We start from the raw sequence: 24,533 nt of genomic DNA, 5'->3' as shown, positions 1-24,533 counted from the left end.
GATTTAAATCTTTTAAATTAATCCTAAATCTTTTGTTATGGATATCAAATGAATGGCATTACTTGCCTTAAATTGTTCCTTAAGTTTATTGAGTCGTTTTTCAATAGTACTTAAGCTATTAGGTTGAATTCCTTGAAATTTCATCGATGTACTAATTTCATCCTGAGATAATCCTTGAGAAAGCATTTTTAATAATGTAATATCAAAATCATCTATTTCTAATTGTGATTTTGGGCTCATTGCATTTTTTACCTGAGGTGAGATATAAACATCTTTATTAAACACACTACTTATTGCTTCTTTTAATTCTAAAGCTCCTCTACGATCCTTACACACATAACCATTAATATTATAATTTTTAACTAACCCACGAATCTTTTGAAGTTGATCTTTCATGGAATAAACTATGATAGGCAACTCAGGGAAATCACTTCGTATTTTAGCAATAAGAGATTCTCCAGAATCTACATCTATTGCTCTATGATCTTTTTTAAATGATAAATCGGTAATTAATAAGTCGTAATTTTCATTATCTAATTCCGCCTTTTTTAATTTTAAATAAGCTTCATCACAATATTGAGATTTATCAATTGATTTCACATTTAAATCGGCTAATATCAATTCAATACTAGCTAAAATAGCATCGTGATCATCATTTATTAAAACTCTTTTAAACATTACTAAACTCTAATTTTAGTTTTAAATCCTTTATTTGGTTCTGATTCAAAAGTAATAGTTCCATTAATAGCATCAATACGGTTTTCCGTATTCTGCAATCCAGAACCCTTTTTTATATTACATCCAACACCATTATCACTATAACTGATTGTTACTTTTTTTCTATCTAAACTAAAAACAAAAACAACAATTGTGGCTTCACTGTGCTTTTTCATATTAATGAGTAACTCTTGTAACACCTTATAAATCGTGGTTTTATTTAATTTTGGGATTGCTTCCCAAGGAATCACCGAAATACTTTTAATAATAATATTTGTATCTTCATTATTAAAATTATCAATTAATTCGCTTAAACTATGAAGAAAAGGAAGTTCTGTATTAATAACGTCGTGTTCTTTTGAAATATCTCGTGTTTTGTAATATAAATTATGAAGGTCATTTTTAATATCCTCATCAACTTCATCCTTATCTTCAAGCCTTGTCATAACATGAAATAAATCATTAGCAACCTCGTCGTGTATACGTTTAGAGATTTTAGATTCTGTTTCATAAACTTCTTGAAGCTTCTCTTTTTTATATTTGAATTTTTGATAAGCACCTACAAAAACAATAATTGTAATAACAAATACCGAAACAATAATAATCCGTTCTTTTATTCTTTCACTTTGCTCTAATTCTAGTTCTTTTTTAGAAACCTCATACCTAATCATAGCAAACTGATATCTATTCTCTTGTTCTGCTTTTTGTATGCTATCGTTTAATTCTTTAAAATTATTAGCATAAGGATCATCACTTATCTTCATTAAGATGCCGAGTGCGTTATTTTCAAAAGAGGGAGATTTTATTTTCTGAGCATAATTTAATGCTCTTAAAGCATATGTTTTAGATTTTAAAGTATCACCTGTACTTTTATAATACTCTGCTAAATGAATATAACTTGTGTAAATTCTTGAAGTATCCTTTACTTTTTCTCGTAAGTTTAGTCCTTGATTTATTAACGAAAAAGCTTTATCTGATTTTGTTTTTAGATAAAGCATCCCTAAATTATCTAAAATTAATGCTTGGGTTAATGTATCTGCAAGTCTTGGTATTAATTTATAAGCCTTTTGTAGTGCTTTTTTTGCGTTAACACTATCCTTATCATTTATATAAAAGACAGAAATATTATTGTAAACAATAGCACTATCCTTAGTGGTCACTGCCATTGACAATGTTTTATTATAAAGATCTAGAGCTTTGGTCTGATTCTTATTTTCTTGATAGATTATACCTAAAAGATTATAAAAACTTTTTTTTATTGCTATGGTAAAAGACGTATCTTCCATAGTATCTATAAGCTTCAAGGCTTTCACCACAGTTTCTTCACTCTCATCATAAGCCCCTAACTTAAAATCGACACTAGCTATATAATATAAAAACCGTAACGTATATTTAGTATCATTTTTTTTTATAGAGCTATGAATGTTATTTTTAAAAAAAGCTTTTGCTTTAACTAAATCATTGGCTTTCTGAGGTTGTAATGCTAATTTTGAATAATAACTTACACTATCAACATAGTGCTGAGCGCTCATTTTTTGAATACTAAAAAAGCTTAAAAGCACAAATATTATAGAAAAAAAAAGAGATGACTTTGTGATTGGTATCATAAATCTAAAATACTAAGATTTTGATTATTTCTTTTTGTCTAAAACTAGAATTAATCAACATTAAAATCTTCAATAAAAGGTCTTTTAAAACATATATTTCTGCATTAAAATATCGCGTTCTTGTTTTAATTTATGACTTAATCCTATTTTATATTTATGTGGATTTTGAAAACGCTTATATTCTTCTGGGAGTTGCGCTAGCCTAGTTTTAGTGTATTCAGCGATATCTTGAACTGAACGTGGAGGGCTAACTTTCTTTCCATTTTCCATTACTTTTTCTAGTAAAGGCTCATGTAAAAAACTAGTAAGATTCAAACTTTTAGTCGGGTCATAAGCATGTATCATTTCTGTTACAACTTCCTCATCGTAAAGCACAATAGCATCAGCACCATAAAACATACCGTTTTCATCAATCATTCTAAACACTTGTTTTTTTGATGGTAATGACGTTTTCTCTATATTTTCTGAAAGCTTAATCCGTGGTTCCCCATTGTACTCTGATAATTTATAAACACCTCCTAATGATGCATCAGGTTTCCCTGTAACTAAATTTGTACCTACACCATATATATCAATTGGAGCTCCTTGTTCTTTTAAACTTTTTATAACGTATTCATCAAGTTGGTTTGAGGCTATAATTTTTACGTAACTTAAATCTGCATCATCTAAAATTTTGCGTACTTTTTTAGATAGATAAGCTAAATCACCACTATCTAATCGTACTCCTAAAAGCTTTTTACCACTACTTTCCATTTCTTTAGCCACTATAATAGCATTAGGTAAACCGCTTTTTAGTGTGTTGTAAGTATCGACTAAAAACACACAATTTATAGGACGAATTTTAGCAAAATCGCGAAACGCTTTTAATTCGTCTCCATAACTTTGAATAAAAGAATGTGCCATGGTTCCTGAAGAAGGAATGTTATAATCTTTAGCTGCAATAACATTACTTGTACTATTAAAACCACCTATATAAGCAGCTCTAGAAGCATAATAACCACCTGTAGCATGCGCACGACGTAACCCCATATCTAATAAAATTTCATCTTGAGCACTGTAACGAATCCGGCCTGCTTTAGTCGCTATTAATGTTTGAAAATTAAGTAAGTTTAGTAAAAATGTTTCTATAATTTGTGCTTCAATAATATTAGCCTCTACTTGTAAAATAGGTCGATTAGGAAAAACAACATCTCCTTCTTTGCATGAAAAAATAGAGCCTGTAAATTGAAAGTTTTCTAAATAATCTAAAAACTCTTTTTCAAAGCCATGTTGTTCTAGATAAGTAATATCAGAAGCTGAAAATTGAATTGTTTCAAGTATATTTAATACATCCTCTAAACCCGCAAAGATGGCATACCCCCCTTTAAAAGGATTATTTCTAAAATAGTAATCAAAAACAGCCCGTCCTTTAGGCTTAGTCTTAAAATAGACCTGAGCCATAGTAAGTTGATAAAGATCGGTATAAGATGCTGTAATATTCATAATGCTGTTTTAAAAAGTAAATTTTAAGTCTTCTAAATTAGAGATAAAAGTACAAAACTAACATAATTATAGATGTATTTAATATTGAATAATTTCTGCTTTAGATTTTGTATTAAACCATTGTAAACCTTACTCTAAAGCAACAAAACGATAGCTTTTCAGCTAAAAATATTCTTCATGATTTTTTAGATGTCTTCATTTGTTAATTCATAAAAATATGATACCTTCCATAATCCAAAATTCTCAACGGAATATAACAACACTTTATAATTTCTGCTTCATTTTAAAATGAAAACTACAAAAAAGAAAATTGGTCTCTTTTTAGGACCTTTGTTATTTATACTTGTCAACTTTTTCTTTCACCCTGAAGGTTTAGACGATTCTGCTAATGCTATTTTAGCCTCTACAGCATGGGTTGCTGTTTGGTGGATTACAGAGGCTATTGCCATCCCAGTAACCGCTTTACTACCCATTATCCTGTTTCCTCTATCTGGTGGACTTTCTCTAGGAGATACTACGGCTTCTTATGGTCATAAATATATTTTTCTATTCCTTGGTGGATTTATTATTGCTATTACTATTGAAAAATGGAACCTTCATAAACGAATTGCCCTTAATATTATAAAAGTTGTTGGGACTAACATTAATAAAATTATTCTTGGCTTTATGATGGCCACAGCTTTACTATCCATGTGGATTTCGAATACAGCTACAGCCGTTATGATTCTGCCTGTTGGTATTGCCATTGTATTACAATTAGAAGACAACCCTAACACTAATGTTAATGAAAATTTAATTTTTGGTAAAGCACTAATGCTGGCCATTGCTTATAGCTCTTCGATTGGTGGTATTGCGACTCTCATTGGTACGCCTCCTAATTTGGTATTGGCAGGTGTTGTAGAAAGTACTTACCATACTGAAATTACGTTTGCACAATGGTTTATGTTTGGGTTTCCTATTAGCGTAATCTTATTATTTATTTGTTGGTTTTATTTAACCCGATTTGCTTTTAAATTTGAACAAAAAGAATTTCCAGGAGGAGAACAAGAAATCGATAAGCAACTAAAAGCCTTAGGTAAAATATCTTATGAAGAAAAAGTCATTTTAACCGTATTTTCAATTACTGCTCTGGCATGGATTTGCAGATCTTTTATTTTAGTAAAATGGCTGCCTGCAATAGATGATACTATTATTGCGATTATAGCTGCCATCGCTTTATTTTTAATTCCGGATGCTAAAAAAAGCAAAGCTCTAATCACTTGGAATGACGCCGTAAAATTACCTTGGGGTATTTTATTACTTTTTGGTGGCGGTATGGCATTAGCTTCAGGTTTTGAAGTTAGTGGATTGGCCGAATGGATAGGTAACCAAATGACTTCTCTTGTAGGGATGTCTATCTTTTTATTGCTTTTAATCTTAATTACTGCAGTAAACTTCTTAACTGAAATCACCTCTAATATGGCAACAACAGCAATGCTTTTACCTGTTTTAGTTTCTCTAGCAGCAGTACTTAATATACATCCTTATATTTTACTTGTAAGTGCAACTCTAGCGGCTTCTTGTGCTTTCATGCTGCCCGTGGCAACACCTCCAAATGCTGTAGTTTTTGGATCGGGGTATTTAAAAATAGAAGATATGGTAAAAAAAGGTATTTGGATGAATGTGATTTCTATTATACTCGTAACACTAGTCGTTTACTTTATTCTTCCTCTAATTTGGGATTTAAATTAAATATTTAAGCGACTATAAACCAACGATTTATAACTTTCACCGATAGGAATTCTTTCATCTTTAATGATAATTCTATTTTTTTGAATTGATGTGATTTTATTCACATTTACAATATAAGAACGGTGAACCCTTATAAAAGTATTTTCGGGTAATTTAGACTGTATTTCTTTAAAACTCATTAAGGTTAAAATGGCTTTAGAGTCTTCTGAATGAATCTTTAAGTAATCTTTTAGACCTTGAATTATTTTAATTTTTTTAATATCTATCTTTATATTTTCATATTCCGATTTTACAAAAATGAAATCATCTTCATGGTTTACAACTTCACAACCTGCTGAAGACACATTAAAAGGTGTATTACCATGAATTAATTTTAGCATTTCTTTTACTCTGTTTACAGCTTTTATAAACCTAGGAAACGGAATCGGTTTCACTAAATAATCTATAGCATTAAGATCAAACCCTTCTAATGCATATTCTGGATAAGCTGTTGTAAAAATAAAATAAGGCACCTTACCTTCAAGCGATCTAATTAACTCAATACCAGAAATATTAGGCATTTCAATATCAGAAAACACTAAATCTATTGGATTATTATTTATAAAATCTAAAGCTTCTATAGCGTTTGTAAATGTAGCTATTACATCTACTGCACCTAATGCCTGACAATACGATTCTATGATATCTATAGCTAAAGGCTCATCATCTATTATTATACATTTCATAATTATTCTAGATTTAAAGTTAAATGAACTCTATAATAAGATTTGTCTTCCGTTATGGTTAGCTCATGATTATTTTTGTACAGATAATTAAATTGATTTTTAATATTCTCTAATCCAACACCAGAGTTTTTATCATCACGTTTATATAACCCTATAATATTTTCGATATGGAAGTAAAATTTATTTCCAACAACTTCAATTTTAATGTCTATATGTGTATTTCCTTTATAGTCTGTTCCATATTTAAAAGCATTTTCAATAAATGAAATTAGCAATAAAGGATAGATTTTAAGGTTTTTTGTCTCTCCTTTTATATTCAATTTAACAGCTTCAGTATTTTTAAGTCGTAAGCGTTGTAAAGCAATATAATGTTGTATGTAATTCATTTCCTTTTCTAAGGCGACTTTTTCATCTTTAGCCTCATAAAGCATATATCTCATCAATTCTGATAATGTAATTACGGCTTCTGGTGCATTATCTGATTTGCTTCGTACTAAAGAGTAAATACTATTTAGTGAATTAAACAAAAAGTGAGGATTTAATTGGTTTCTTAAAAACTGTAATTTAATTTCTTTTTGTTCATTTTCTAATTCTTTAGACTCGCGATCTCTTTTGTAAAAATCAACGACTAAACTAAAAATACCACCTAAAAGAAAGATGGAAAATGAAAATACTAATGGGATTGCATGTCTTATAACTAAAGGACCACCTGGTCTACCACTTGGTGACTTTGGCATGTCTATAAATTGGCTTGCAAAATGTGATGCTATTAATTCTTCACCCACATAATTGTAAAGTAATAAGAAGAGAATAGAAACTATAACGTAGAGTCCTAATTTACGTTTTAATAAAATATAAGGTACTAAAAATAAGTAATTAACATAAAATAAAATTGGACGTATTACTTGTCTAAAATACATCGCTGAAGGAATTTCACCTAAATCAATATAAGCTGTAAGCAGAGGAAATATACTTATACATAACCATATTATGATATGCACAATTAACTCTTTATAAGATATCTGTTTTATCAACATTTAAACTTAAATAGAATTAAATTTTCTTAAAAGTTATAGCATTAGCATTTAACTCTTCTACACTAATAATCGGCATCTTGTTATTAGAAAGTTTACTCATAACAAGGTTACCAATTTTTTCTGCGTCTTCTTTAGACTGAAACCCTTGTCTTCCTTTTACAGCTGGAATATATTCTTGTCGAATAAATAAACTATTTCCTTCATATACTTCATAAATCCAGAGGCTATCTTGCTCTATGACTTGTAAAGCAAATGAACTTTGATCTTCTTTAGAATTCTCACTGCCTATAAATTGAATATAAAAAAACAATACAAATAGGGTTGTAATCCCTAAAAAAACAGTTTTATAATTTAAAAATTTTTTCATCTTTTTTTTAATTTAAAAAAAAGAGCCAGGATTAATGAAGGATACCTACATTACCCTGACTCTAAATTTGGTCATACCGTCAATCACTACAGTGATGACCCATCAATCAATCTAAACAAATTTTAATATCTTAATTATCGTCGTCGTCTTGCTCTGCATTAGGGAAAAATTCCATGTTATCATCTAGATACAAAGTTCCGTTTCTACCTAAAGCTACAAAAGCACGTGATCCATCTCCGAATGCTACAGCATCTCTTCTTGCAAAATTCTCAAAAGCTGTTCTTTCTTCCCAACTATCATTAGAAGGCGTATATTGATAAACTGTACTTATACTTCCTGAATAGTCACCACAAGCAATATATCCTTTACCATCAATAGAGAATGCTACTGCATTAGATCTAAAAACGTAATCATCATCATCTTCATCAATATCATCATGTTGCGTCCAAACTTCAGAATCTAAATTAAAAGACCAGAAATCTAATTCATATACACCGTTACTAATTCCCGTTCCTAAATAGACTTCGTTTCCTATTGTGAAAGTCACACCATCTCTTCTCTTATCTCCACCAAAACCAGATATTTCTACCCAAGAATCAGCAGTAGGATCATATTTCCAAAAATCTTTTTTATCACTACCGTCGTAACCTGTACCTACATAACCATAGCTATCTGATCCAAAACCAACAGATCCATATCTCGCTGTACCACCAAAATCTGCTATTTGTGTCCAACTATTTAAACTTACATCGTATTTATAAAAATCAGATAACTCTTCGTTTAAATCTCCATCATAACCAGTTCCCATATAACCGTTGTTACCAATTACAAATGAAGTTGCAGAACTTCTTTCTATACCTGGGAAATCTGATAATTGTTGCCATGAATTTGTATCCATGTTATAACCCCAAAAATCATTGTAATAATCACTACCGTCATATCCAGTACCCATATATCCAATGCTACCAATACTAAAGGCAGATGAACTACTTCTTGCTTCTTCATTAAATGTAGATGTCTTTACCCAGTTACCTAAATTATCATCATCATCATCGCTATTACAACTCGTAAATAGTGCCAATACGGCTCCTAAATAAAGCATTATCACGGCTGGTTTGTTATTCATTTTTCTCATTTTATTTATTATTTATGTTTAAACTGATTCCTATGTTTAATGACAGAGAATTATTAGCTTCAAAGTCATAAATTGTATTTTTATTTTCGCTTATTGTTAATTCACTTGCTGTTAAATAGCCTACACCAAAATTTGAAGACCAATTCTAATCAAATTGAAATTTATAATCTAGCGCTAATTTTAAAGCTTTAAATTCTAGTTTAGAATCGTTATATGATTCATCTATCAAATTAAAATCAGAAGCATTGTTTGCATATACAGATTTAGGCTTTGCTTTAAAATCTAAATTCTAACGATATTAAATCTCCTTGGTTTGTTGTTGTGAACATTACTTGCCCAAACGACACCATATTAACGAGATTAAAGATTAAATAATGTGTTACATTTTTTTTCATTGTTTGCTAAAATACTACCACAATCTTATACTTCAATTACAAAATATACCTAAGCTATTTTTTTGTAGACAAACACCAATTTTTAATCTATAAAACAAAGTACAAACTTTTATAGTATAAAAAGCCCTTTTTGTAGACAAATATACGCTCTATGTATATTATACTTTTTATTAGATCAATTGGGCCTTTTTTTTGTAAAAATTCTACAAAACAAATGTTGAAATCATTTCTAAAATTATTTACAGTAATTACCGTTTTAACGATGGTAGTAGCATGTTCTACAGACATAGAAGATAGCTTATTAGCAGGAGAAGACTTCACTGGCACCAATATTAGAGTTCTCTCTATTGATACATTTACGGTTCAATTGTCTACAATGAAATTTGATTCCATTACGACATCAGATTCTGATAATGTTCGTCTATTAGTAGGTCAGTATAATGATAATGATATGGGGATTGTAAAATCTTCAGCTTATTTTCAGCTTAGTTCATCATCTTATTTCATAGACAATGATGCTATTTTAGACAGTGTAGGTATAAATCTTGATTACGATACTTATTATTATAATGACACGACACAAGTCTCTACTATTAATATCCATAAACTAACAGAAAAAATGGATACTGATGATAATGATCCTTATTACTATAATACAACAGAAACAGCATATGAATCAACACCAATTATAAGTAAAAGCTATTATCCTACGCCTAATAAAGATTCTCTTTACATAACTCTACCTTATGATTTTGGAGAGGAAATATTTAATGCGATAAGAGATAATAACATTACAGATCAAGAATCTCTTTACCAACAATTACAAGGACTTACCATACGACCAGGAGACAATGACAATAGCTCCGTTATTGGTTTTTCTGCAACTAGTGGTATTAGTTATCTTAGATTTTATTACACCATTCCTGATGAAGTAGAAACTGACGAATACACTTATGATTTAAATATAAACACTTATTATAATCACATAGAAAGTGATGTTAGTGGCCTACCTCTTGAAGCGATTACTGATCAAGAATATAATTTAGCGTCTCAACAAAGTAATAATATTAGTTACAATCAAGCTGGTACAGGTTATGTAACTCGAATAGAGTTCCCTAATATTAAAAATATTTATGATATAGGTAGCGAAGGAACAATTTTAGACGCTGTACTTTATATAGAACCTAATTTTGATTCACTTTCTGATATTCAACCTCTAAGTCAATCATTGTTACTTTATACAATAGATCAAAACAACGATTTAGCGAGTCAAGTTTCTAATAGTGTTGATGTCGTTACTGCAGAAGTTACAAATGAAGATTCTGAATATAATGACGTTACTTACACCGTTCCTGTTATTGATTTTGTAGATCAAAAGCTAACTGAGAGTCCAGAAACTGAAGATGCTCTTATTTTAATTCCAGCAAATTATAATTCTACCGTAAATAAAATAATTTTTAATGACAGTCAGCGGTCAGATTATAAAACAAAATTAATTATAACCTATGCAGTATATGAATAAGTCTAAGTACATAATAATTTTCACAATGCTGTTTGGGGTTTATAGCTATTCTCAAACTAACAGTCTTACGGGTTCACCTTATTCTCTTTTTGGCTTAGGTGTTGAAAACAACTCTAATGCAGGAAGAAATAGTGGTCTTGGTAAGACAGGAATTTCTTTAGATGCTGATTACGGAATTAACCTTTACAATCCTGCTTCATTTATATCGCTAAAAGAAAATGAAATTACATTTGACTTCGGAGGCTCTGTTGAATTTATTAACTTAACAGCTGATGATTTAGACGAACAAAACACAACCTATAATTTTACAAATATCTCATTGGCGTTTAACCGTAATAACAATTACGGTATAGGATTAACTTTAAAACCTGCTACCACTGTCGGATACTCTCTTACAGGCTTAGAAAATAATATTGAAGGGAGTGAAGAGGAATTCACAAGTAATATTATCGGTACTGGAGGTTTGAGTGAGATAAGATTAGACTATGCCCGAACCTATTTTAAGGACTTTAATATTGGTGTAAAAGCATCATATCTATTTGGCAAAATAGATGAAACAGAATCTATAATCACTTCTAATAGTTATTTAGAAATTAATGAAAGCAATTACTATAGTGGAGCACAACTTGGTTTAGGTTTACAATACAATTTATTAGATAAACATAATTTTGGATTAATTGTAGATTTACCTACAGTTTTAAAAGGTAGTAAAGATGTAGTCATTGGTAAATATTCAAATGCAGCTTATAGTATTCTTGAAGAAACAGAAGACGAGTCTATAGATAGTTTTTACCTTCCTTTAAAAATCGGATTTGGTTATAGTACCAAATTTAAAAATTTACTTTTAACAGCAGATTACAACATAAATTTTTGGTCTAGTACAGATCAGTCAGATGCTATAGGAGATTATACAGATCAAAATATTTTTAGCCTAGGTGCATCTTACGCTAAGGATCCTACTAGTTATAAATATTGGGACCGTGTTGATTTTAGAATGGGTTTAAACTACAACTCTGGGTATCTTAAAATAGATGGTACAAATATTGATTCTTACACGGGGTCTTTAGGTATTGGGTTACCTCTTGGTAGAAGATCTCTCTTAAACATATCTTATGCCCTAAGTAAAAAAGGAACGACAGAAAGTATTCTTATTCAAGAATATGTAAATACCATAAACATCAATTTATCATTATCTGATTTATGGTTTCAAAAACGAAAATTTAATTAAGAGGTTAATTGTTTCAGTAATTAAAAAGTCTCAACCCTTATTTAGGATTGAGACTTTTTTTTATTTTAATAGCGCTAGCAAAGCTTCAAAATCAACTTTATGCTGCTCTCCGGAAATCATATCTTTTAATGTGAAGATTTCCGATTTCAATTCCTCGTCCCCCATAATCACTACAAATGGAATATTACGACGGTTTGCGTAATTCATTTGCTTTTTCATTTGCTTACCAGAAACAGCTGCATCCGGAAATAGTTCAGCTTTAATATTTGCACGCCTTAACTTTGTTACAGCACCTAAACTATACATTGCTTCTTTATCACCAAAATTTATAAAGAGCACTTTTGTAGATTCTGCTATCGTTGAGGGGAATAATCCTAATTCTTCAAGTACCAAGTAAATTCGGTCTAAACCAAAACTAATCCCAACGCCACTCATGTCTTTAAGACCAAAAATTCCGGTAAGGTCATCATAGCGACCACCTCCACCAATGGAGCCCATTTTTACACCTTCGGGAGCAGAGACTTCAAATATAGCACCTGTATAATAATTTAGACCTCTCGCTAAAGTAACATCTAATTGTAATTTTGCTGTTTTTAATTCTAAAGTTAAAATCGCTGTGTTTATAAATTCAAGCTCGTCAATACCTTTTAAGCCTACTTCTGAAGTACTTAAAATAGTTTTTAAGCTTTCTATTTGATCACCAAAATCACCTTTTAAAGTAAATAAAGGTTGAAGCTTCTCAATGCCTTCTTCAGAAATACCTTTACCACGCATTTCTTCTTTTACCTTCTCCTCTCCTATTTTATCTAGCTTATCCAAAGCTACCGTAAAATCGATTAATTTATCTTGTGCTCCAATAACTTCTGCAATACCAGATAAGATTTTACGATTGTTTATTTTAATGGTAACACCTTCTAATTTTAAAGCTGAAAAAACAGCATCATATAACTGTACAAATTCTACTTCTTGAAATAAAGATTTAGAACCTACAACATCGGCATCACATTGAAAAAACTCTCTAAAACGTCCTTTTTGTGGACGGTCTGCACGCCAAACGGGTTGAATTTGGTAACGCTTAAACGGAAACTCTATATCGTTTTGGTGTTGTACAACATAACGTGCAAAAGGGACTGTAAGATCGTAACGCAATGCTTTTTCTGAGATCTTAGGCGTTAATTTACTTTCAGATTTAGAACTGTAATCATCTTCTGAAATTTTCTTTAGAAATTCTCCACTATTTAAAATCTTAAAAATCAAGCGATCTCCTTCATCACCATATTTCCCCATTAAAGTATCAGAATTTTCAAAACTTGGAGTTTCAATAGGTTGAAATCCAAAAATCTGAAATTGCGCTTTTATCGTCTCCATAATATAAGAACGCTTTGCAACTTCTTCTGCGTTAAAATCTCTTGTACCTTTTGGGATGCTTGGTTTTTGTGCCATAATATGTTCCTTATAAATAGGAATCTCTTTTAATGAAACTTAATTTTAAAATGAATTCAACATTTAAATCAAACATTGATATTCTACGCAAAAATATTATAATTTTCAGAGGTCTTACTAAGATAATTAGATTTTATAGTAACTTTATGCAGATTACGTCGTCTTATACTTTAAACAACCCAACTAACGCGAAAAAAACTATGTTTTCATTAGCTAAAGAAAATATTAGAATTGCCTTCGATTCTATTAAAAGTCAATTACTCCGAACCATTTTAACGGTTTTAATTATTGCTATTGGAATTATGGCTTTGGTCGGAATTTTGAGTGGTGTTTCGGCTTTAGAAAATACGATTTCTAGTAATTTTTCTTCAATGGGTTCTAATACCTTCAATTTTCAACGTTACGAATTTACTGCACAACGCCAAAGTAGTCGAGAACGACAAAAAATAAATCCGATTATAGATTACAGAAATGTAAAAGATTTTGAAGACACCTATAATTATCCTTTTACAAAAGTAGCGGTATCGTTTTACGGAACTTCTACTGCAGAAGTAAAATACGAAAACAAAAAAACAGATCCTGAAGTTGCTGTGCTTGGTGCTAATGAGTTTTTTATTGAAAATTCGGGATTAGAAATCGAAAACGGACGTTCTATTAATGTTTTTGATGTGGGTAATAGTAATGCTGTTTGTGTTATTGGTAGCGATTTACAAAAAGCGTTATTTCCTGTTGAAAATCCTGTAGGAAAAACAATAAGCGTTAGAGGTTCTAAATTTAAAGTCATTGGAATTTTAAAAGAAAAGGGATCTACTTTTGGAAATAATCAAGATTTACGTGTTATAATGCCCATTCAAAAAGCACGATCTATTTTTACCAATCCTAACATTAATTATAGTTTAAGTGTAAAAGTAGATAATACTGATATGCTTGAAAGTGCTCAAGATGATGCGATACTTACGTTTAGAAATATAAGAGGATTAAATCCTATTGAAAAGAATGATTTTGGTATTGAACGAAGTGACGATTTACTAAATCGTGTTGCACAAAATACAGCTGCACTTTATGTCGCTGCTTGGATTATTAGTATTATTACCATTTTTGGATCTACAATTGCCTTAATGAATATTATGCTTGTTTCGGTGAGTGAGCGTACAAGAGAAATAGGAGTTAGAAAAGCACTTGGTGCAAAAAGTAAAACTATAGCGTTTCAGTTTTTTATGGAAACCATAATTATTGGACAATTAGGTGGTTTATTAGGGATTTTCTTAGGAATATTAATTGGTTGGGGTGTTGCAAAAGGATTTGATTTAGAATTCTCCATTCCATGGGTGGCTATGATTTGGGCCACAAGTATCGCTTTTATAGTTGCTGTAATTTCTGGTCTATATCCTGCAACAAAAGCAGCTAAATTAGATCCTATTGAATCTTTACGTTATGAGTAAAATTCATTTAAACAAAGGGAGTTTAATTCAATAAAATATAAATAATTAAGTTGACAGCAGTTAGAATGCCTGACATAAACTTAAGTAGATAGAGAAATAAATAACTGTTTAAATAGAGAACTTAAAACTTCTCGATATAATTTTATCGTTCCTCTAAAATCACACGAAGTAACGAAACAAAAAAAAACACTCATTTAGAAAATGAGTGTTTTTTTTATAATATTATAGGACAGTTTATCCTTTTACTAAATTTGCAAAATAATTAAATAATTCTCCTTTAGTGATATTTGCACCAGATTCAATCATTTTAAAAAGATCTAAGTGTTTATCTTCTGTATAATCTTTTTTAGCGTTAAAAAATTCAACAGAATTAGATAATAAATTATTACGTAACCACTCAAAACCTTCTTTAGTCGTAAAATCTACTTCAGGAATCTCAATTTTAAGAGCAATTAATCGCATACTCTTTTCCTGACATTGAAAAAGATGAATTTGGTTTGGTGAAATATGTTCTAAATATTCAACTTTACTTAAAACACCAAGCCATACTAAGTCACTAAAAACGTCTAATTCTTGTTCTGCAGCTTCAGGTTTATTCTTTTTTATATCTGCCCACTCATCTCCTGTAATAGATTGTGTGGCTAAAAAATTGATGAATTCTTTATGTAATTCTTCAAATTGTTCTTTTGTTAATCTAGAATATTTCATCTGGTAATAATTATCTGTTTTTTAAAGATGAGATGCTACGTCTTTAAAAGGTTATTTATATTTTTTATTCAAAAGTATTTCAACACCTAAAATACTATAATGAAAATATGGCATTACATATTTATAGCACCAAAAGCAGCAAAGGGTCTATCTGTAGCAATAATATCAATCCCCATTTTTTTCCACTTTGCATATAATTTTTCACCTTTAGCTTCTGCACTTTTATCTAAGTTACCGATGGTTCCAAGCATACAGACAATATTGTAGTCGTGTAATCTTTTAAAAAGTGAAACATCAGATAAGCGAGTTCCTGTAAAGGCAATCATATTATTTGTTGGAATTTTAGTTTCTAACAAACGATCAAATTCTTCATTACTTCTAGCTGAAACAGATATTAATAAATCTGATGCTAGCTCGTATACCATTTTAGTCTCTTCTACATCATAGGTAATAATGATGCAAATATCTTCAGCACTAGCTTCTCTAATAGCATCAATAACAACTTCTGTGCTTACGCTAGGCTTAATATCAACTGTTAGAATAACGTTATTTTCTTTACTCCAGGCTAAAATTTCTGAAAATAAAGGAATTTTAAATTTTGTTTCATTGCCGTAATCGTCAACCATATTGAATTTTAGTAATTCATCATAGGTTAAATCGCTGACTTTACCACTTCCTGTTGTCGTTCTATCTATAGAATTATCGTGCATTAACACCAAATGACCATCCTTAGTTTGCGCTACATCTATTTCGTAGATAGCTGAAATGCTATCACTAACATATTGTAAAACTTCTAAACTGTTCTCAGGATAATCAACTAGTCCTTTACCTCCGCGATGGACACTAATATTTGGATAATTATTTTCTGAAGCTTTAAAAAGCTCTATCAATTTTGAGTGATGAACTTCAGCTGATACTTTTTGAGCTGTTAATTTATTACAACTAAAAAAAGAAAATACGACAAAAATTAAAAAGATATTTTTCATATAAAAACCACTTTAAAACCTCCTAATTATAGAAACTAGCAAGGTGATGTAAAATTTAAATGATGTTAAAAAAATTAATTACAAAAAAACCGTTTAGTTAAACTAAACGGTTCTTTAAAATTGTATGACTAAAGATTATGCGTCAGCAATAACTTCGAAAGTTAAATCTACAGTTACTGATCTATGTAATCTGATTGCAGCTACATATTGACCTAAACGCTTAATGTTACCACCTGTAATAGCGATAAACTTTTTATCAACTTCATGACCTGCAGCTTTAAGTGCAGCAGCTAAATCCATATTGGTAATAGAACCAAATAATTTATCTCCAGCAGTTGCTCCAGTTCCAGCCTTAGCTGTGATTTTAATATCTAAACCATTTAATCCTTCAGCAGTTTTTTCTGCATCAGCAATAATAGTTTTTTCTTTATAAGCTCTTTGCTTTAAAGTTTCTGCTAATACTTTCTTAGCAGAAGAAGTTGCCATTACAGCTTGTCCGTGAGGAATTAAAAAATTTCTACCATAACCGTTCTTAACAGATACAATATCGTCTTTAAATCCTAAATTATCAACGTCTTGTTTTAATATAAGTTCCATTGTGTTATGATATTTTATTTTAATAAATCAGCAACATACGGCATTAATGCTAAATGTCTTGCTCTTTTTACTGCTACAGATACTTTTCTTTGATACTTTAAAGAAGTTCCTGTTAAACGTCTTGGTAATAACTTACCTTGTTCGTTTACAAAACCTAATAGCCAGTCTGCATCTTTATAATCTACATACTTGATTCCAGATTTTTTGAAACGACAATATTTTTTAACTTTAGACGTCTCAATATTTAACGGAGTTAAATATCTAATTTCGCCGTCTTTTTTTCCTTTTGCTTGTTGTTCTATTGATGACATAATTATGCTTTTGCTTTAACTTTAAGTTTCTCTCTTCTTCTCTCAGCCCATGAAATAGCATGTTTGTCTAACTTCACAGTTAAGTAACGCATAAAACGCTCATCACGTCTAAATTCAACCTCTAAAGGCTCAATTGCTTCACCATCTACGGTAAATTCAAATAAATGGTAAAAACCACTTTTTTTGTTTTGAATTGGATATGCTAATTTTTTTAGCCCCCAATCTTCTTTTGATACCATCTTAGCTCCTTTAGAAACGAGGAAATCCTCATATTTCTTTACTGTCTCCTTTATCTGGTCTTCAGATAAAACGGGATTTAAGATGAAAACAGTTTCATAATGATTCATAATAAATAATTTTGTTTATTGTTAAAAACGGCTGCAAAAATAATAATTATTTCTAACTTAGACAAAGTTTTTAAAGGTTAATTTAAAACACGTTATCTTTAGATTTTAGCATATCTTAACATACTGTTTGTCGGTATTATTTGTTTTTTAACCGAATTTATTGTACTATTGTCGATATCTTAACCTAAAATTAATAATGTTATGACTTTAAACTGTGTAGTTGTTGATGATTCTGCGATTCAGCGTCTCTCTATAGTAAAGTTAATTGAGAATCATTCCTCTCTTAATCTTATTGCAGAATACAGCAGTGCGTTAGAAACAAAAAACGGTCTTAATACACATAAAGTAGATCTTATCTTCCTAGATATAGAGATGCCTGTATTAAACGGTTTTGAGTTACTTGATGTACTTAACAACAAACCCCAAATTATTTTTGTTACTGGTAAAACAGAATATGCTTTTAAAGCATTTAATTACGACGCTACTGATTATCTTCAGAAACCAATTACTAAAGATCGTTTTAATATTGCCGTAGAAAAAGCTATTGAGCAGCACAAATTAAAATTAGACTTTAATGAGACTGAAGGTGAACATATCTTTGTAAAAAGTAACCTTAAAAAACGTAAAGTATATATTAAGGATATTAAATGGATTGAAGCTCTTGGTGATTACGTAAAAGTAGTAACAGAAGAAAACAGCCTAGTTGTATTATCAACTATGAAAGCTTTTGAAAGCGAATTACCTGAAGGTAAGTTTTTAAGAATTCACAAATCTTATATTGTGAACCTGGATAAAATTGACAGATTTAACAGTAAAAATGTTGAAGTTGGCGCTTATGAAATTCCATTGAGTCGTAATAAAAAGACACAATTAGTAGACGCTTTAAATAATATGTAACCCCAAACGCATATACATTTAAAGTAATACATTATAATTTACAGAAATCCTGAGCCTTGCTTGGGATTTTTTGATTTTAATAATAAGATAAATAAAGTTCGGTTAAGCAGAGTTGAAACCTTTTTTACTTAAACCAGAAAAAACTATTTGTATTACTAAACAATGTGTTTTTAATAAAATACAAGTTCTTTTTTAGCAACTTTAAACATCAAAAAAGGTTAAAAAAACCGACTAAGTCTTAATAATTATCTACATTAATCACCACACGTACAGATCTAAAATCTTTAACAGCATTAAAACTATTATCAATCTTTCTTATCGCTTCTTTTGTTTTTCCTAAAGATTGTTTTTCTGGAATTTTTATCAATATATTTTTATGATATAAATTACGTATTCTAGAAACCGGTGGAAATTCCGGACCTAAAACATTCGTTTTAAATAATTGTTTTAAAGATTTAGCATACCAATCTGCCGCTAAATTAACACGGTCGTAATCTTTATGCTTAAAAGTAATTTTTATCAACCTATAGATTGGTGGATATTTAAAATTGTAACGCTCATTCATCTGTTCTGCGAACATTTCCTTATAAGAATTTGTAGAAACTTGCTGCAAAATATTATGATGCGGGTTGTAAGTCTGAATCAATACTTTTCCGCGTAAATCTGTCCGACCAGCTCTACCAGAAACCTGAGCCATTAATTGATAACTACGCTCGTGTGCTCTAAAATCAGGGAAGTTAAGTAAGTTATCTGCATTCATAATCCCGACTAATTTCACACACCTAAAATCGAGCCCCTTGGTCAACATTTGCGTACCTACCAAAATATCAACTTCTCGTTGCTCAAAACTATTTATAATCTTCTCAAAACCGTATTTTCCACGTGTGGTATCTAAATCCATACGTGCTACTTTTTTCTCAGGGAATAAAACTTTTACCTCTGCTTCTATCTGCTCCGTACCAAAGCCTTTTGTATCTAAAGTTGAATTTCCGCAACCCTGACAAGCTTTTAGCATTACTGAATTATAACCACAATAATGACAACGCAATTGATCTCGGTATTGATGATAAGTTAAACTTACATCGCAATTAGGACATTGTGGTGAAGTTCCGCAAGTGGTACATTCTATAACAGGCGAAAAACCTCTTCTATTTTGAAATAATATAATTTGAAAACCTTCATCTAAAGTTTCTGTCATTTCTTCAATAAGCCGGTCGCTAAAATGACCTTTCATGCGCTTACGCTTGTACTTATCTGCGATATCTACAAGCTCTATATCTGGCATTAAAACGTTATTGTAACGCGTATTTAATTCAACCAAGCCATATTTACCCTGACTAGCATTAAAATAACTTTCTAAACTCGGTGTTGCAGATCCTAAAAGGGTCTTAGCTTTAAAAATATTTGCTAAAACAATTGCCGCATCCCTAGCATGATAACGAGGTGCTGGATCAAATTGCTTAAAAGATTGCTCGTGCTCTTCATCTACGATGATTAACCCCAAATTACGAAATGGCAATAATAATGACGAACGAGCCCCGATTACCACTTGCGCTTTTTCTGAACTGGCCAACATGTTTTGCCAGACTTCTACACGTTCGTTTGAAGAATATCGAGAATGAAAAACAGCTACTTTTTCTCCAAAATACTCTTGAAGACGATTCACCAACTGCGTTGTTAAAGCAATTTCAGGTAACAAATACAACACCTGCTTCCCTAATTCTAATTGCTTTTCAATCAGCTGAACATAGATTTCAGTTTTACCTGAAGATGTAACACCATGTAATAATGCTACTGATTTTTCTTTAAATATTTCTTCAACTTCATCGTAGGCAATTTGCTGCGCCTCACTTAAACGTTTTGTCGCTGCATCTCCTTCGCCTTCAAACTGAACACGATCTATTTGAATGTGATATTCTTCTAAAATATCCTTATCAATTAATGTTTTTATAATACTAGTTGATGCACCACTTCGCTCCGTTAAATCTGTAACTTTTATAGGTTGCTTAAGCGAAGCCTCCATAGTAAACAGAGTTAAAACGACTTCTCTTTGTTTTGGAGCTCTGCTTAATTCCTCTAATAATTCTTGAAGCTTTTCAGGTGATTTATGGTTATGATGTAACTTTACATAACGCACTAATTTGGGCTTGTATTTTTCGTAAATCTCTTCTTGAAGATTTATAACCCCTTTTGCTACTAAACTATTAATAACTGGTAGTACACGTTTTTTATCTAAAATAGAGACAACATCACTAATCTTTAATGACGATTGACGATTTAAAGCCTCATAAATTAAGAATTCTTCGTCTTTTAATTCAGACTCGTTAATCTCTGTCTTTTCATTTTTAGAAATAACAGTTTCACTTTCTAACATAAAAGCATTAGGCATTGCTGCTCGCATTACCTCTCCTAAACTACACATGTAATAACCAGAAATCCATTCCCAATGTTTCAATTGAGTTTCTGTTATTACAGGTGAGTCGTCTAGAATTTGATGGATGGTTTTAGCATCATAAGCCGTTGGTGGGTTTTGATGAATATTACGCACCAAGGCTGTATAAATTTTACTTTTACCAAACGGAACCGCAACACGCATACCTACTGACAAAAACTTAGATTCAGCTTCTGTAATATGATATGTAAACGCCTTTTGAAGCGGAATTGGTAAAATGACGTCTATAAAGTGCAGCATTATTTAACGCGTTTCCAGTATTGTGTTCTATAGAAAAAAGCCAAATAACCTCTTACTTGAAGTGTATCGTTATCATCATCTTCTAATTTTAATCTACATTTAAAAACTTTACCATCTTCAGGGTTAAGAATTGTTCCTCCGTCATAAACATCATCATTTTTAGTTAATCCTTCTATGAATACTAAACCGACTAATCTCTGGTCTTTTTGCTTACCCTCACAATCTACACACTTTGCAAATTCTTTTTCAGGATTAAACACGGATAGAATTTTACCGTAAATCTTACCATCCTCTTTGTATATTTCTACTAAAGACTTGGCCTTACCTGTGTTGTCGTCAATTGTTTTCCACTTCCCAAGAATGTCTTGACCTGTAAGATTAAACGATACCATTAATAAGATAAATAGAATAAATGTGTTCTTAATCATAATTGTTGTTTTTATAGAGTTTATAACCCAAATGTAATGGGTTTAATTAAATAACCATAATTATAGATCATCAAACGCTTTACTAAACACGTATTCAAATCAAAAAATAGAATGCTAAACAAAACAATAAAACATTGTTTTACAGATATTTAAAATCAAAAACACACTTTAATTAAGCTACTTAATTAAAACTTATTATAGTTTATAAAGCGATCTCTTAAATATGATTTATAATCTTTTTGCGAGAACCAGGATGTTTTCTTAGAAACTGAAGTGATGCATTTAACTCATATCCTAACAATAAAATATTAGAATTTAGCCACAGATATAAAAGCAGAATTAATAACGCACCAATCGAACCATACAACTCATTATATTGAGAAAAATTATCAATATAAATACCAAATAAAAAGGACGTTAACATTATTAATAAAGTAGTTAGCAATGCACCTACAGAAAAGAATTTAGACGCTCTCCCTTCCTTTGTTCCAAAATAATACAACGTAGCGGTTGCTAAATAAGTCATAATCACAAAAAACAAATACTTTGCAAAAATAATCCATCCTAATATGCCATCATCTTCTGTTCGGAAACGACCACTAAAACCTTCATATAAAGGTTGAATAACATAAATTTGAAAATAACCAAAAACAGCAACGGTCAATAACAATAAGAAAACAAGAATCAATGCTACACCAAGCGCAAACATATATTGCTTAAAAATATTTCGGTTTAATTGCTTATGGTAAGACGTTTCAAATCCAGAAAAAACAGCATTAACGCCGTTAGCCATTAAAAACATAGACAGTAAAAAAACAGAAGAAATTAATCCCCCTGTTGTGTTACTACTCATATCTTTAAATATACGATCTATTAAAAACTCGGAAGTTTGAGGTGGTAATATTGAATTTAAAAAATCTAAAAACTCCACTCTAAATCCATCTATTGGGATGTAAGGAATTACGATAATTACAAATAATAAAAAAGGGAAAATAGCCGTAAAAAAACTAAATGCAATAGCACTAGCCCTAGTAGTTAGTGCTCCATTTACGATCCCCATAATATAAAGTTCTAATAAATCGTAAACAGATAACCCTTCAAAACCAGGAAGCTTAATTTGCTTAAAAAAACGAACAACAATCTTTACAACTGGAATTTTATTTAATTTATCTTCTATGGGTTTACTCATTATTCAATTAAATATTTAAGACCTTAAATTATACTGCTTTTAAACTTAAATCCATATTGTAAACTGAATGCGTTAAAGCACCAGAAGAAATATAATTAACACCACATTCTGCGTATTTTCTTAATGTATTTTCATTAATTCCTCCAGAAGATTCCGTTAAACAATGATCACCAATTAGTTTAACTGCTTTACGTGTATCATCATAGTTAAAATTATCAATTAAGATTCTATAAACTCCGCCACAATCTAAAATTTCTTTAATTTCATCAAGATCTCTAGCCTCCACAATAATTTTTAAATCCCTCTTGGTTTCCTTCAAATATTGTTTGGTTAAATTTATAGCTTTCGAAACACCACCTGCAAAATCAATATGATTATCTTTTAGCATAATCATATCATACAAAGCAAACCTATGATTTTCACCTCCACCAATTTTTACAGCCCATTTTTCTAGCGCTCTAATACCTGGTGTCGTTTTACGTGTATCTAAGATCTTAGTTCCTGTACCCTCTAACAAATCAACAAACTGCCTTGTTTTGGTAGCAATAGCACTCATACGCTGCATAGCATTTAAAACTAAACGTTCAGCCTTTAAAATGGACTGTGAAGCGCCTTCAACATAGAATGCTATATCTCCATGTTTCACTTGACTACCATCTTCAATTAAGGTTTCAATTTTCATATCAGGATCGACATGTACAAAAACTTGTTTTGCAAATTCTACACCTGCAATAATCCCTTTATCCTTTACCAACAACTTTGCTTTTCCTTTTGCCGAAGCAGGGATGCAAGCTAACGAACTATGGTCGCCATCGCCAACATCTTCCCTAATCGCATTAGAGATTATTAATTCTATTTCTTTATCGAATTGCGCTTTTGAAATCATTAAAATACTTATTTGCTGTAAAAATAGGAATTGAAATCTGAAAATTTGAATAAATCTATAGTCAGTTGAAGTAAATTTGTAAGTAAAACCAATAAATTTGCACCGAGAATCATGTAAACAAGATTTCTCAATACTATTCCGAAAAAACCAGAAGCACTCGAAATAACAAAACCATGAATATAAAACTCATAGCCATTGGCAAAACCGACAATAAAAATCTACAAGCCTTAATTGCCGATTATTCAAAACGTTTAGGTTTTTATATTAAGTTTGATTTTGAAGTGATTCCGGATCTTAAAAAAGTTAAAAACTTATCTGAAGCTCAACAAAAAGAAAAAGAAGGCGAACTTATTTTAGCTAAAACACAAACTTCTGATGTTTTAATTCTTTTAGATGAAAACGGAAAACAATTAGATTCCGTTGGGTTTTCTGGCTATTTGCAAAAGCACATGAACTCTGGTATTAAAACTCTAATATTTGTTATTGGTGGTCCTTACGGATTTTCAGATGCCGTTTATAGTAGAGCTAACGGCAAATTAGGGTTGTCTAAAATGACTTTTTCACACCAAATGGTACGTTTATTCTTTATTGAGCAATTATATAGAGGGTTTACAATTCTTAGAAATGAACCCTATCATCATCACTAAAAACTATAAACCCT

General features: G+C 30.7%; 23 protein-coding genes. 6 read left to right on the top strand and 17 right to left on the bottom strand.

The features are described from left to right. Positions 1-12: 12 nt before the first annotated feature. From HSX10_RS11895 to HSX10_RS11885, 3 genes are all read right to left on the bottom strand, one after another. Positions 13-678, bottom strand: a complete 666-nt coding sequence (locus HSX10_RS11895) for a DNA-binding response regulator (RefSeq protein ID WP_173588446.1) — start codon at positions 676-678, stop codon at positions 13-15. A 2-nt stretch (positions 679-680) separates the two neighbouring features. After that, positions 681-2,249 (bottom strand): tetratricopeptide repeat-containing sensor histidine kinase, encoded by a 1,569-nt coding sequence (locus tag HSX10_RS11890; protein WP_173588445.1) that lies wholly within the window; start codon positions 2,247-2,249, stop codon positions 681-683. 159 nt (positions 2,250-2,408) lie between these two features. After that, on the bottom strand, positions 2,409-3,809 hold the full coding sequence (locus HSX10_RS11885; protein WP_173588565.1) for a nicotinate phosphoribosyltransferase: 1,401 nt from the start codon (positions 3,807-3,809) through the stop codon (positions 2,409-2,411). Positions 3,810-4,094: 285 nt separating this feature from the next. On the opposite strand from HSX10_RS11885, the gene HSX10_RS11880 reads away from it, so the two are divergent. Beyond that, positions 4,095-5,537 carry an SLC13 family permease gene (locus HSX10_RS11880; RefSeq protein ID WP_173588444.1) on the top strand — a complete coding sequence of 481 codons (1,443 nt, stop codon included), beginning with the start codon at positions 4,095-4,097 and terminating at the stop codon, positions 5,535-5,537. Here the strand turns inward: HSX10_RS11880 and HSX10_RS11875 are convergent. From HSX10_RS11875 to HSX10_RS11860, 4 genes are all read right to left on the bottom strand, one after another. Beyond that, positions 5,534-6,262: a LytR/AlgR family response regulator transcription factor gene (locus HSX10_RS11875; protein WP_173588443.1), complete on the bottom strand. Its 729-nt coding sequence runs from the start codon at positions 6,260-6,262 to the stop codon at positions 5,534-5,536. The two genes, HSX10_RS11880 and HSX10_RS11875, sit on opposite strands and share 4 nt — an antisense overlap. Positions 6,263-6,264: 2 nt before the next feature. Next, the gene (locus HSX10_RS11870; RefSeq protein ID WP_173588442.1) at positions 6,265-7,263 is read right to left on the bottom strand and encodes a sensor histidine kinase; all 999 of its coding nucleotides are present in this window, start codon (positions 7,261-7,263) and stop codon (positions 6,265-6,267) included. 52 nt (positions 7,264-7,315) lie between these two features. Next, on the bottom strand, positions 7,316-7,666 hold the full coding sequence (locus tag HSX10_RS11865; protein ID WP_173588441.1) for a DUF4907 domain-containing protein: 351 nt from the start codon (positions 7,664-7,666) through the stop codon (positions 7,316-7,318). A gap of 130 nt (positions 7,667-7,796) precedes the next feature. Continuing rightward, positions 7,797-8,792, bottom strand: a complete 996-nt coding sequence (locus HSX10_RS11860) for a Kelch repeat-containing protein (RefSeq protein WP_246293645.1) — start codon at positions 8,790-8,792, stop codon at positions 7,797-7,799. Between the two features lie 618 nt (positions 8,793-9,410). On the opposite strand from HSX10_RS11860, the gene HSX10_RS11855 reads away from it, so the two are divergent. Then, the gene (locus HSX10_RS11855; RefSeq protein ID WP_173588439.1) at positions 9,411-10,718 is read left to right on the top strand and encodes a DUF4270 family protein; all 1,308 of its coding nucleotides are present in this window, start codon (positions 9,411-9,413) and stop codon (positions 10,716-10,718) included. Further along, entirely contained in the window at positions 10,711-11,946 is a 1,236-nt protein-coding gene (gene bamG / locus HSX10_RS11850) for a BamG family beta-barrel-assembly machinery protein (protein WP_173588438.1), read from the top strand. Before HSX10_RS11855 ends, bamG begins: the two co-directional genes overlap by 8 nt. A 60-nt stretch (positions 11,947-12,006) precedes the next feature. On the opposite strand, the gene hisS is transcribed toward bamG, so the two are convergent. Next, a complete protein-coding gene (hisS, locus tag HSX10_RS11845) occupies positions 12,007-13,389 on the bottom strand; it encodes a histidine--tRNA ligase (RefSeq protein WP_173588437.1) in 1,383 nt (460 codons plus the stop codon). Positions 13,390-13,589: 200 nt separating this feature from the next. On the opposite strand from hisS, the gene HSX10_RS11840 reads away from it, so the two are divergent. Then, entirely contained in the window at positions 13,590-14,831 is a 1,242-nt protein-coding gene (locus tag HSX10_RS11840) for an ABC transporter permease (RefSeq protein ID WP_173588436.1), read from the top strand. A gap of 234 nt (positions 14,832-15,065) precedes the next feature. Here the strand turns inward: HSX10_RS11840 and HSX10_RS11835 are convergent, their stop codons facing one another. The 5 genes from HSX10_RS11835 to rpsF all read right to left on the bottom strand — a co-directional run bounded on the left by HSX10_RS11835 (position 15,066) and on the right by rpsF (position 17,780). Further along, complete coding sequence (locus HSX10_RS11835; RefSeq protein WP_173588435.1) at positions 15,066-15,539, bottom strand: DUF6495 family protein; 474 nt, start codon at positions 15,537-15,539, stop codon at positions 15,066-15,068. 113 nt (positions 15,540-15,652) lie between these two features. After that, positions 15,653-16,525 carry a glycerophosphodiester phosphodiesterase family protein gene (locus HSX10_RS11830; RefSeq protein WP_173588434.1) on the bottom strand — a complete coding sequence of 291 codons (873 nt, stop codon included), beginning with the start codon at positions 16,523-16,525 and terminating at the stop codon, positions 15,653-15,655. A 135-nt stretch (positions 16,526-16,660) separates the two neighbouring features. Then, positions 16,661-17,122, bottom strand: a complete 462-nt coding sequence (gene rplI, locus HSX10_RS11825) for a 50S ribosomal protein L9 (RefSeq protein WP_173588433.1) — start codon at positions 17,120-17,122, stop codon at positions 16,661-16,663. A 14-nt stretch (positions 17,123-17,136) separates the two neighbouring features. After that, entirely contained in the window at positions 17,137-17,436 is a 300-nt protein-coding gene (gene rpsR, locus HSX10_RS11820) for a 30S ribosomal protein S18 (protein ID WP_173588564.1), read from the bottom strand. Next, positions 17,436-17,780, bottom strand: a complete 345-nt coding sequence (gene rpsF / locus HSX10_RS11815; protein WP_173588432.1) for a 30S ribosomal protein S6 — start codon at positions 17,778-17,780, stop codon at positions 17,436-17,438. The genes rpsR and rpsF overlap by 1 nt, the downstream gene beginning before the upstream one ends. A gap of 201 nt (positions 17,781-17,981) precedes the next feature. On the opposite strand from rpsF, the gene HSX10_RS11810 reads away from it, so the two are divergent. Next, the gene (locus HSX10_RS11810) at positions 17,982-18,677 is read left to right on the top strand and encodes a LytR/AlgR family response regulator transcription factor (RefSeq protein WP_173588431.1); all 696 of its coding nucleotides are present in this window, start codon (positions 17,982-17,984) and stop codon (positions 18,675-18,677) included. Positions 18,678-18,915: 238 nt separating this feature from the next. Here the strand turns inward: HSX10_RS11810 and priA are convergent, their stop codons facing one another. From priA to nadC, 4 genes are all read right to left on the bottom strand, one after another. Further along, positions 18,916-21,369, bottom strand: coding sequence for a replication restart helicase PriA (priA, locus tag HSX10_RS11805; RefSeq protein ID WP_173588430.1), 2,454 nt, complete (start codon positions 21,367-21,369; stop codon positions 18,916-18,918). Continuing rightward, positions 21,369-21,797: a DUF2147 domain-containing protein gene (locus HSX10_RS11800; protein WP_173588429.1), complete on the bottom strand. Its 429-nt coding sequence runs from the start codon at positions 21,795-21,797 to the stop codon at positions 21,369-21,371. Before HSX10_RS11800 ends, priA begins: the two co-directional genes overlap by 1 nt. A 217-nt stretch (positions 21,798-22,014) precedes the next feature. Next, positions 22,015-22,986: a YihY/virulence factor BrkB family protein gene (locus HSX10_RS11795; protein WP_173588428.1), complete on the bottom strand. Its 972-nt coding sequence runs from the start codon at positions 22,984-22,986 to the stop codon at positions 22,015-22,017. A gap of 28 nt (positions 22,987-23,014) precedes the next feature. After that, positions 23,015-23,872 (bottom strand): carboxylating nicotinate-nucleotide diphosphorylase, encoded by an 858-nt coding sequence (gene nadC / locus HSX10_RS11790; RefSeq protein WP_173588427.1) that lies wholly within the window; start codon positions 23,870-23,872, stop codon positions 23,015-23,017. 173 nt (positions 23,873-24,045) lie between these two features. On the opposite strand from nadC, the gene rlmH reads away from it, so the two are divergent. Continuing rightward, complete coding sequence (gene rlmH, locus HSX10_RS11785; RefSeq protein ID WP_173588426.1) at positions 24,046-24,519, top strand: 23S rRNA (pseudouridine(1915)-N(3))-methyltransferase RlmH; 474 nt, start codon at positions 24,046-24,048, stop codon at positions 24,517-24,519. Positions 24,520-24,533: the final 14 nt, after the last annotated feature.

The organism is Winogradskyella undariae (assembly GCF_013285155.1).
Lineage (GTDB): Bacteria > Bacteroidota > Bacteroidia > Flavobacteriales > Flavobacteriaceae > Winogradskyella > Winogradskyella undariae.
Note: the sequence above shows the minus strand (reverse complement) of the source record. Positions and strands in the feature narration are given on the sequence as shown.

Coding starts and splice junctions, on each gene's coding strand:
- HSX10_RS11895 (WP_173588446.1), bottom strand. CDS start 678: ATGTTTAAAAGAGTTTTAATAAATGATGATCACGATGCTATTTTAGCT.
- HSX10_RS11890 (WP_173588445.1), bottom strand. CDS start 2,249: ATGAGCGCTCAGCACTATGTTGATAGTGTAAGTTATTATTCAAAATTA.
- HSX10_RS11880 (WP_173588444.1), top strand. CDS start 4,095: ATGAAAACTACAAAAAAGAAAATTGGTCTCTTTTTAGGACCTTTGTTA.
- HSX10_RS11875 (WP_173588443.1), bottom strand. CDS start 6,262: ATGAAATGTATAATAATAGATGATGAGCCTTTAGCTATAGATATCATA.
- HSX10_RS11865 (WP_173588441.1), bottom strand. CDS start 7,666: ATGAAAAAATTTTTAAATTATAAAACTGTTTTTTTAGGGATTACAACC.
- HSX10_RS11860 (WP_246293645.1), bottom strand. CDS start 8,792: ATGAATAACAAACCAGCCGTGATAATGCTTTATTTAGGAGCCGTATTG.
- HSX10_RS11855 (WP_173588439.1), top strand. CDS start 9,411: ATGTTGAAATCATTTCTAAAATTATTTACAGTAATTACCGTTTTAACG.
- bamG (WP_173588438.1), top strand. CDS start 10,711: ATGAATAAGTCTAAGTACATAATAATTTTCACAATGCTGTTTGGGGTT.
- hisS (WP_173588437.1), bottom strand. CDS start 13,389: ATGGCACAAAAACCAAGCATCCCAAAAGGTACAAGAGATTTTAACGCA.
- HSX10_RS11840 (WP_173588436.1), top strand. CDS start 13,590: ATGTTTTCATTAGCTAAAGAAAATATTAGAATTGCCTTCGATTCTATT.
- HSX10_RS11835 (WP_173588435.1), bottom strand. CDS start 15,539: ATGAAATATTCTAGATTAACAAAAGAACAATTTGAAGAATTACATAAA.
- HSX10_RS11830 (WP_173588434.1), bottom strand. CDS start 16,525: ATGAAAAATATCTTTTTAATTTTTGTCGTATTTTCTTTTTTTAGTTGT.
- rplI (WP_173588433.1), bottom strand. CDS start 17,122: ATGGAACTTATATTAAAACAAGACGTTGATAATTTAGGATTTAAAGAC.
- rpsF (WP_173588432.1), bottom strand. CDS start 17,780: ATGAATCATTATGAAACTGTTTTCATCTTAAATCCCGTTTTATCTGAA.
- HSX10_RS11810 (WP_173588431.1), top strand. CDS start 17,982: ATGACTTTAAACTGTGTAGTTGTTGATGATTCTGCGATTCAGCGTCTC.
- priA (WP_173588430.1), bottom strand. CDS start 21,369: ATGCTGCACTTTATAGACGTCATTTTACCAATTCCGCTTCAAAAGGCG.
- HSX10_RS11800 (WP_173588429.1), bottom strand. CDS start 21,797: ATGATTAAGAACACATTTATTCTATTTATCTTATTAATGGTATCGTTT.
- HSX10_RS11795 (WP_173588428.1), bottom strand. CDS start 22,986: ATGAGTAAACCCATAGAAGATAAATTAAATAAAATTCCAGTTGTAAAG.
- nadC (WP_173588427.1), bottom strand. CDS start 23,872: ATGATTTCAAAAGCGCAATTCGATAAAGAAATAGAATTAATAATCTCT.
- rlmH (WP_173588426.1), top strand. CDS start 24,046: ATGAATATAAAACTCATAGCCATTGGCAAAACCGACAATAAAAATCTA.